This is a genomic window from Streptomyces sp. NPDC032472 (genome assembly GCF_040636955.1).
Taxonomy (GTDB): domain Bacteria; phylum Actinomycetota; class Actinomycetes; order Streptomycetales; family Streptomycetaceae; genus Streptomyces.
In genome coordinates, this window is record NZ_JBEZVK010000128.1 from 1 (window position 1) to 9,552 (window position 9,552).

The 9,552-nt window shown below is 73.0% G+C and carries 7 protein-coding genes; 2 read left to right on the forward strand and 5 right to left on the reverse strand.

What is annotated here, in order from left to right:
- Window positions 1-131: 131 nt before the first annotated feature.
- Window positions 132-527 (reverse strand): hypothetical protein, encoded by a 396-nt coding sequence (locus tag AB0F11_RS36255; protein ID WP_362183546.1) that lies wholly within the window; start codon window positions 525-527, stop codon window positions 132-134.
- Between the two features lie 268 nt (window positions 528-795).
- A complete protein-coding gene (locus tag AB0F11_RS36260) occupies window positions 796-3,438 on the reverse strand; it encodes a glycoside hydrolase family 31 protein (protein ID WP_362183549.1) in 2,643 nt (880 codons plus the stop codon).
- Window positions 3,439-3,695: 257 nt separating this feature from the next.
- On the opposite strand from AB0F11_RS36260, the gene AB0F11_RS36265 reads away from it, so the two are divergent.
- Together AB0F11_RS36265 and AB0F11_RS36270 are read left to right on the forward strand one after the other, a co-directional pair.
- Window positions 3,696-5,678 carry an acetoacetate--CoA ligase gene (locus AB0F11_RS36265; protein ID WP_362183552.1) on the forward strand — a complete coding sequence of 661 codons (1,983 nt, stop codon included), beginning with the start codon at window positions 3,696-3,698 and terminating at the stop codon, window positions 5,676-5,678.
- An 85-nt stretch (window positions 5,679-5,763) separates the two neighbouring features.
- Complete coding sequence (locus AB0F11_RS36270) at window positions 5,764-6,663, forward strand: hypothetical protein (RefSeq protein WP_362183555.1); 900 nt, start codon at window positions 5,764-5,766, stop codon at window positions 6,661-6,663.
- 70 nt (window positions 6,664-6,733) lie between these two features.
- On the opposite strand, the gene ptsP is transcribed toward AB0F11_RS36270, so the two are convergent.
- The 3 genes from ptsP to AB0F11_RS36285 form a co-directional block, all read right to left on the reverse strand.
- Window positions 6,734-8,404 (reverse strand): phosphoenolpyruvate--protein phosphotransferase, encoded by a 1,671-nt coding sequence (gene ptsP, locus AB0F11_RS36275; RefSeq protein WP_361920288.1) that lies wholly within the window; start codon window positions 8,402-8,404, stop codon window positions 6,734-6,736.
- A 77-nt stretch (window positions 8,405-8,481) separates the two neighbouring features.
- Window positions 8,482-8,931: a PTS glucose transporter subunit IIA gene (locus AB0F11_RS36280; RefSeq protein WP_362183558.1), complete on the reverse strand. Its 450-nt coding sequence runs from the start codon at window positions 8,929-8,931 to the stop codon at window positions 8,482-8,484.
- A gap of 323 nt (window positions 8,932-9,254) precedes the next feature.
- The coding region (locus AB0F11_RS36285; RefSeq protein WP_362183561.1) for a hypothetical protein at window positions 9,255-9,552 on the reverse strand (298 nt) is incomplete at its 5' end.

Below are 9,552 nucleotides of genomic sequence, written 5' to 3' on the forward strand. Positions count from 1 at the left end.
CGCCGAAGGCGATCGCGAAGCGACGCGACGCAGGAGCGCCCTTGACGAGCCGGCGCGAACCGAAAGGACAATGGGCGGCCGGGACGCCCCCGAGCACCCTCCGACCCCGGTCCACCGTGACCCCGTCGCCCCTACACCGGCAGTTCCATCACGAAGCCGGCCATCGTCGTGACCGCCACGGCTGCCGCCGTCACCGTCAGGCCGCGGGCCCACAGCGTCCTCGCCGGGACCGGGACCGCCCGTGCCCGCAGACTCGCCCCCGCGGCGAGCGGGAGCACCGCGCACGCCGCCGTGGCGGCCCAGACCGCCCCGAAGGAAGGGGCCGTCGCCACTGCTTCGCGCAGCCACCACCGGACCACGGCTGCCGGCGGTGCCGAGAGCGGCACCATCAGCACCAGCACCGCAACCGACTGCGGCCACGCCGTCAGGCGGGCCGTCAGTCGGCCCAGCAGCGCCAAGGGCTTGACGAGCAGCACTCCGTGCAGGAAGCCCACCGCCACGGCGACCACCGACCCGACCCCGAACATCGTCAGGGATCTGACCGGGTCCGCCTGTTGCGTCGCGACGACAACGAGCGTCCACGCCGCAAGCAACTGGCACGCACCCACAACCTCGGCTCCTGGCGCCATGTCCCAGTGGCGCGGGCCCTGTAACGCCCGCAGCCGAGGAACCAACGGTCGCGCAGGCCTCGCCGGCCTCGCCGGGCTCGCCAAGACCATCACAAACTCCCCTGATCGAACCGCTCCGACGGCAGCACGGCCGGTACGCCGCGCACGGGCAGGGTCCCGTACGCCGCTATAGCGGAGCTACATCCTTCCCGGAGCCGGAAAATCCAGAGGAACGCGCAGCACCACCAGCACCAGCCCGACCACCCCCACCCCCACCACTCCCACCACCCCCACCACAATCCCCCCGCACAACAACCCCCTCCACCAGCTCCCCACCCTCATCCTCGACCACCACCGCATCCCCCTCCCACCGCACCGTGTACCGCTCGACCTCGTCCTGCTCGAACCCGGGCCCCGGATCCCGGATCACCACCCCGCCACCGCTCCGCCCCCGCGCCGGAGCCCACACCTCGAGGCCCACTCCCACATCCGGCTCCCCCCGAACCCCGTCCCCCCGAACCCCCAGCACCGCCCCCGCCCGCGCCAGCACCGGCACCCGCCCGAGCGGTGCATCCAGCAGCACCTGCCCCGGCCCCTCGTACGCCGTCCCCGTCGCCGTGTCGTACCACCGCCCCCGCGGCAGCCGGACCGCCCGCCGGTCCGCGCCGGGCTCCAGCACCGGCGCCACCAGCAGCGCGTCTCCCAGCAGGAAGGCGTCCTCGCAGTCCCGCAGCCCCCGGTCCTCCGGCGAGCCCCACCACAGCGGCCGCACGTACGGAGCCCCGGTCCGCCGGGCGAGCCGGGCCAGCGTCACGAAATAGGGCCGCAGCCGCTCCCGCTCCGCCAGGACGGCCGCCGCATGCCGCTCCACCTCCGGCCCGAACTCCCACGGTTCCCGCCGCCCCGCCCAGATCGCCGAGTGTGTCCGGAACAGCGGCATGTACGCGCCCAGCTGCAGCCACCGCAGATACAGCTCCGGCGACGGCGTCCCCCCGAACCCGCCCACGTCCGGCCCCGAGTACGGCACCCCGCACAGCCCGAGACCCAGCACCAGTGCGAGCGAGGCCCGCAGCCCCTCCCAGCCGGTCTCCACGTCCCCGGACCACGTGCCCCCGTACCGCTGCATACCCGCCCACCCCGACCGGGAGAACAGGAACGGCCGCTCCGTGGGCCGCAGCCGTACCAGACCCTCCCACCCGGCCTGCGCCATCCCCAGCGCATACACGTTGTGCGCGGCCCGGTGGTCCCCGCCCACCCCGTCCATGGCGTGCCGCGCGGACCGGGGCAGGGTCATGTCCCCGAACGGTGCGAACGACACCGGCTCGTTCATGTCGTGCCACACCCCGGAGAAGCCCTGCGCCAGCCGCTCCGCATACAGCCCGCCCCACCACTGCCGCACCGCCGGATCCGTGAAGTCCGGGTACGCGCACTCGCCGGGCCAGACCTCGCCCCGCACCTCCTGCCCCTGCGCATCCCGTACGAAGGCACCGTCCGGGCCGACCGCGAGGCCGGACTCGTGGACCGCGTCGCCGGCCTTCACCGCCGGGTCCACGATCGACACCAGCCGCACCCCCTGCTCGCGCAACTCGCCCGCCAGCCCGGGCAGATCGGGGAAGCGGAGCTCGTCCACCGTGAAGACGCGGTGCCCCTCGTAGTGGTCGATGTCCAGGTGTACGGCGGACAGCGGCAGCCCGCGCTCCCGGTACCCGGCCACCACGCGCCGCACCTCCGCCGCGCTCCCGAACCCCCACCGCGCGTGCTGGTAGCCCAGCGCCCACTCGGGCGGCACGGCGGCGGCGCCGGTCAGCCCGGACCAGCCCTGCAGCACCCGGGCCGGGGTCCCGACCAGCACCCAGCAGCGCAGCGGGCCGCCCTCCATGCGCAGTTGGCTGAGCCCGGGCCGGTCGGGCCCCGAGCCCGCGCCCTCCTCGCCCTCGCGCAGGGTCACCCGGCCTTCCCACGAGTTGTCGTGGAACACCAGGTGCGTCCCGGCGTCCGCGACCACGAGCTGCACCGGCATAGTGATGTAGAGCGGGTCGTCGCCCGGCCCGAAGCCGCCCTTCGGGTCGGTGTTCCACAGCCGGTACACCCCGTCGCGCAGCCGCGGCCCCGCCGCCCGCCCGCCGAGCCCGAAGAACCGCGCGTCCGCGGGCACCTCGGCGCGCACGACCCACCGCGAAGCGGCGCCGGACCGGCCGGCGCGCTCGCCCCCAGAGCCGTCCCCGCGGCCACCCTCCAGCCGATCGGAGCCCGACCCCCCCGAACCTCCCGAACCTCCCGAACCACCTGAACCGCCTGAACCACCCGAACCACCTGAACCCCCCGAACCACCCAACCCCCCCACCCCATCCCCGGCCTCCCCGCCCCCCACCGGCTCCCACCACCGCGGCGGCAGCTCCCGCCGCAGGACCGCGCCGCCTGGTGTGCGGACCTCCACCGCCCCGTGCCGGGAGACCGCCACCGTCACCCGCTCCGACACCACCCGCCAGCCGCCGCCCGTGTCCGGCTCCAGCACGGCCCGCGGGTCGGGCTCCGGCCCGCTGCCCACCACCGCGTACGAGGGCGTCGGCCCGGCCCCGTCCCAGCCCCAGAACACCGCGCCGCCCACCGTGACCCGTACCAGCAGCTCCGAGCGGGCGAACCGCAGCACCCCGCCGCCCGGCCTGGGCTCCGTACCGGTCAGCAGCCCGGGCACGCGCGCCCGCTCCGCGCCCCGGCGCGGGAGCCCCGCCGCGTCCGCCCGTCGGTGGCGCAGCGCCGAGCGCCACGCCCGCCGCCCCCGCTCCGTACCGATCTCCTTCACCGCACGCACCAGTTCGCGACCGTTCATGCTGTTCACCCTGCCATCGGCCGTCGGCCGAGGAGGCTGCGTTCAACTTCCGTTCACCCGTCCACGCCGCCCGGCGCGAGATCCGCGCCGCCCCGGCACCACCCCGGCACCGCCCCGGCCCCGCCCCGACGCCTCTGGTGCGGACGTAGATCGCATGGCATCGTCCCTGTGTGCCGCCGCGCGCACACCCACCGCGCGATGGCACCGTACGCAACGCACACCACGCGCGAGCCGCAGACTTGACCGGGAGCCGACCCATGACCTCGTCCACCCAGCCGGAACCCCTCTGGTCCCCGGGGCCCGACCGGATCGCCGCGGCCCGCATCACCGCCTTCCAGGCCTGGGCGGCCGAGCACCACGGGGCCCCCGCGGACGGCGGCTACCCCGCGCTGCACCGCTGGTCCGTGGACGAGCTGGACACCTTCTGGAAGGCCGTCGCCGACTGGTTCGACGTCCGCTTCACCACCCCGTACGAGTCGGTCCTCGCCGACCGCTCGATGCCGGGCGCCCGCTGGTTCCCCGGCGCCACCCTGAACTACGCCGAGCACGCCCTGCGCGCCGGCGAGGACCCGGCGCGCGCCGGTGACGCCGCCCTGCTGTACGTGGACGAGACCCACGAGGCCGTCCCCGTCACCTGGTCCGAGCTCCGCGGCCGGGTCGGGGCGCTCGCCGCCGAGCTGCGCGCCCTCGGCGTGCGCCCGGGCGACCGGGTCAGCGGTTACCTCCCCAACATCCCCGAGGCCGTCGTCGCGCTCCTCGCGACCGCCGCCGTCGGCGGCGTGTGGACCTCCTGCGCCCCCGACTTCGGCGCCCGCAGCGTCCTCGACCGCTTCCAGCAGGTCGAACCGGTCGTCCTGTTCACCGTCGACGGATACCGCTACGGCGGCAAGGAGCACGACCGCCGCGACACCGTCGCCGAACTCCGCGCGGAGCTGCCCTCGCTGCGCGCGGTCGTGCACATCCCGCTGCTCGGCACGCCGACGCCCGAAGGCGCCCTGGCCTGGTCGGACCTGACCTCCGCTGCCGCCGAGCCGGTCTTCGAGCCGGTCCCCTTCGACCACCCGCTGTGGGTGCTGTACTCCTCCGGCACGACCGGCCTGCCCAAGGCGATCGTCCAGTCGCAGGGCGGCATCCTGCTGGAGCACCTCAAGCAGCTCGGCCTGCACTGCGACCTCGGTCCCGAGGACCGCTTCTTCTGGTACACCTCCACCGGCTGGATGATGTGGAACTTCCTCGTCTCCGGCCTGCTCACCGGCACCACGGTCGTCCTGTACGACGGCAGCCCCGGCTACCCCGACACCGGCGCCCAGTGGCGGATCGCCGAGCGGACCCGGGCCACCCTGTACGGGACCTCCGCGGCCTACGTGATGGCCTGCCGCAAGGCCGAAGTCCACCCCTCGCGCGACTTCGACCTGTCCGCGGTGAAGTGCGTGGCGACCACGGGCTCGCCGCTGCCCCCCGACGGCTTCCGCTGGCTGCACGACGAGGTCGCCGAGGACCTCTGGATCGCCTCCGTCAGCGGCGGAACGGACGTCTGCAGCTGCTTCGCCGGCGCCGTCCCGACCCTCCCCGTGCACATCGGCGAGCTCCAGGCCGCCTGCCTGGGTACGGACCTGCAGTCCTGGGACCCGTCGGGCAAGCCGCTCACCGGGGAGGTCGGCGAGCTGGTCGTCACCAACCCGATGCCCTCGATGCCGATCCGCTTCTGGAACGACCCCGACGGCAGCCGCTACCGCGACAGCTACTTCGAGATGTTCCCCGGCGTGTGGCGCCACGGGGACTGGATCACCCTCACCGACCACGGCTCGGTCGTCATCCACGGCCGCTCGGACTCCACCCTGAACCGGCAGGGTGTGCGGATGGGCTCGGCCGACATCTACGAGGCCGTCGAGCGTCTGCCCGAGATCAAGGAATCGCTGGTCATCGGGCTGGAGGAGCCGAACGGCGGCTACTGGATGCCGCTCTTCGTGCACCTCGCGCCGGGCGCCACCCTCGACGACGACCTGCGCGGCCGGATCAAGTCCGTGATCCGCGAGGAGCTCTCCCCGCGGCACGTGCCCGACGAGGTCATCGAGGTGCCGGGCATCCCGCACACCCTCACGGGCAAGCGCATCGAGGTCCCGGTCAAGCGCCTGCTCCAGGGCACGCCGATGGCGAAGGCGGTCAACCCGGGCTCGGTCGACAACCTCGACCTCCTGCGCTTCTACGAGGAGCTGGCCCGCACCCGCACCGGCTCCTGACGCCGGCGGCTCCCGAGGTCACTGTCAGTGGCCGTGATTACTCTGAGTGAGCAGTTGACCGCCGATCTGCCACGCAGGGGGAGCCATGTCAGGAACGCAGCACAAGACCACGGAAACGGCCCGGCGCCGCATGCTGCGCCGCGAGGTTCCCCGAACCGTCGGCCTCCTGGCCGACGCCGGGGACTTCGCGGCCATGCGCCGCTACCGCAGCTTCACCTTCGAGGACCACCAGGACTACCTCCGCGCCGTCGACGCACTGCTGCGGTCGCTCGCGGACGAGGGCATCCACACCACCGTGGCCCTCTTCGACCCCGAGGCGTACGCCGAGTTCTGCGACGACAACGGCCTCGACCCGGACACCGCGGCATCGCGCAGCCGCTTCACCGCGGAACTCGCGGGCACCGGCCCCGCCCTGCCCTACACCGGCTGCCCCGTCGACGAGATGGTCCCGCTCCTGATCGACGAGGCCGTACGGCAGTCCACCTGGGAGTACGCCACCGCGCTCCTCGCCGGTGTCGGGGCCTGCGCGGACTGCGGGGAGGACATCGGCCGCGCCGCCTTCGAGCGGGCCACCGCGGCCCTCACCCGCCTCGTGGAGCACGCGGGGCCCGGCCACCACCACCTGGTGTGCAGCGTCCCGACGGAGGACGAGCAGCTCGTCGCGGTCCTCCACGCCGAAGCCCCCGACGATCCGGACGGCCCGCCGTACGTCGCCGACCGTGAAGGCCTCGGCTTCGTGGCCGTCCTCGCAGCCGGCCTCGCCCTCGGCGGCACCGGGGGACTGGTCCTGCGCAGCACCACCCCGGGGTTCGCCGACCGGGTCCACGGCTGGCGCCTGGACCGGGGCCGTCTCGTCCCGCTCTCTGCGGCAGCGGTGTTCAACGCCTACTGCACCGACGCCGACACCGGAGAACCCGTAGCCCCCGAGCCGGGCGTCGAGTACTGCCCCGGATACGAGGTGGACGGCCCGGACCCCCACTCCTAGAACGGCCGGGTAGAACGGCCGAAGGGCCCCCGCCACCGGCGAAGGCCCCTCGGTCGTCGGACACGCCGGCTCACTCGCCGGACAGCACCGCCTGCGCGGCCACACGGGCCTCCTCGGCACTGTCGGCCGCACGCGCGGCCGCAGCGGCACGCTCGCACTGCGCCAGGGTGTGCTTGGCGAGCGTCGCCCGCACGTACGGGATGGAAGCGGCACCCATGGAGAGGGAGGTGACACCCAGACCCGTCAGCACACACGCCAGCAGCGGGTCGGAAGCGGCCTCGCCGCAGACACCGCAGCTCTTGCCCTCTGCCTTGGCGGCCTCGGCCGCCAAGGCGATCAGGTCGAGCAGCGCCGGCTGCCACGGGTCCTGCAGCCGCGACACCGCACCGACCTGCCGGTCGGCGGCGAAGGTGTACTGGGCCAGGTCGTTCGTGCCCAGCGACAGGAACTCGACCTCCTGCAGGATCGAGCGCGCCCGCAGCGCGGCGGAGGGGATCTCCACCATCGCGCCGAACTTCGCCCGGAGCCCGGCCGCGCGGCAGGCGTCCGCGAACGCCTTGGCGTCGGCGCGGTCGGCCACCATGGGGGCCATGACCTCCAGGTAGACCGGCAGTCCCTCGGCCGCCTTCGCCAGCGCGGTCAGCTGGGTCCGCAGCACCTCCGGGTGGTCCAGCAGCGTCCGCAGGCCGCGCACGCCCAGCGCCGGGTTCGGCTCGTCGGACGGTGTCAGGAAGTCGAGGGGCTTGTCGGCGCCCGCGTCCAGCACCCGCACGACGACCCGCCCCTCGGGGAAGGCCTCCAGCACCTTGCGGTACGACTCGACCTGCTTCTCCTCCGACGGCGCCTTCTTGCTGTCGTCCAGGAACAGGAACTCGGTCCGGAACAGGCCCACGCCCTCGGCCCCGGCCTCCACGGCCGCCGGCACGTCCGCCGGCCCGCCCACGTTGGCCAGCAGCGGCACCTTGTGACCGTCGGAGGTGGCGCCCGGACCGGACGAGGCGGCCAGCGCCGCCTTCCGCTCGGCGGCCGCGGCCTCCAGCTCGGCACGCTTCTCCGCCGACGGGTCCACGAACAGGTCGCCCGTGCTGCCGTCCACGGCGATCAGCGTTCCCTCGGCGATCTCGCAGGCACCCGGCAGCGCCACGATCGCCGGCACGCCCAGCGCCCGCGCGAGGATCGCGCTGTGGCTGGTCGGACCGCCCTCCTCGGTGACGAAGCCGAGGACGAGCGCCGGGTCGAGCAGCGCCGTGTCGGCGGGCGCCAGGTCCCGCGCGATCAGCACGTACGGCTCGTTGCTGTCCGGCACACCCGGCATCGGCACGCCGAGCAGCCGCGCCACGATGCGGTTGCGGACGTCGTCCAGGTCGGCCACGCGGCCGGCCATGTACTCCCCGGCCCCCGCGAGCAGGTCGCGGTAGGCGGCGAACGCGTCGTACACGCCGCGCTCGGCGGTGCTGCCGACGGCGATGCGCCGGTCGACGTCCGCCATGAGCTCGGGGTCCTCGGCGATCATCGCCTGGGCCTCCAGCACGTGCTGGGCCTCGCCACCGGCCAGCTGGCCGCGCGCGATCAGGTCGGCCGCAACCGCCCGCACTGCCTGACGGGCGCGCCCCTGTTCGCGCTCCGCCTCATCCGCAGTGATCTGCCGGGCCGGCGGCTCCAGGACCGCCGTGCCCATGTGCCGCACCTCGCCGATCGCCACCCCGTGGCTCACGCCGACGCCTCGCAGCGTTGTCTCCATTTCACCGTCTCCGATTGAGCGGCGGGCCCGGCCGCCGCGATGGATGTCCGACCCGCCCGCCCGTGCAGGCGGACACGTCACTGCCAGCTGAAGAGGACGTCGCCGGCCTTGACGTCGCCCTTCTCGCTGACGTCGCCGAGCGATTCTGCCGTGGCCTCGAGCGCGACGACGGGGCAGATCGGCGACTTGCCGGCGTCCTCGACCGCCTGCGGGTTCCAGCGGATGACGGCCTGGCCGCGGGTCACGGTGTCGCCCTTGTTGACGAGGAGCTCGAAGCCCTCTCCGTTGAGCTGGACGGTGTCGATCCCGAGGTGCGTGAGGACGCCGTGCCCGTTGCCGTCGACGACGACGTACGCGTGCGGGTGCAGGGAGACGACCACACCGTCGACGGGGGACACCGCCTCCGAGGGCTCGCGCACGGGATCGATAGCGGTACCCGGACCCACCATCGCGCCGGAGAACACCGGATCGGGCACAGCCGCGAGTCCGATGGCACGCCCGGCAAGAGGGGACGTCACGGTGGTCATGGGGGCCTCCCAGGGGTGGGGCTTCGACGCGCCGTCGTCACTGCCTGTCCTCGACGGCGTACGTTGAGAAGGGTATGTCATGAGATGTCCGGGTTCGCGTGAACGAACCTCCTGGCCGGAGGCCGCGACGCGGTCACGCGACACCGTAGTGGACTAGACCATACGCCTGAATCGATTTGCCTGTGAACCGGAGGCGTTGTACTGTCGTGACTCCCGCCAGGACGTGCCGCGTGAACTTCTCGCGAACAACCGATGGACGGGAACCCACCCCACAGGTAGCAGATCTTCGTCTCAGCTCTCGGTCCTGTGCCGTTGTGTTGCGCTCAATGCGTTTCACGGCGGTGAATCGGTCGAGTTGCAAAGGACACGGAAAGCACTGGTAGGGTCGGGAAAGCCGGAAAGGGAAACCGCGAAAGCGGAAGACCTGGAAAGCGGGCGAGAAAGACTCTGATAGAGTCTGAACCGCAAGAAAAAAATGAAATACGAAGAACGAAGCCCGGAGGAAAGCCCCAGTAAGTGTTACTGCGGGTGAGTACAAAGGAAGCGTCCGTTCCTTGAGAACTCAACAGCGTGCCAAAAATCAACGCCAGAAGTTGATACCCCGTCCACTTCGGTGGATGA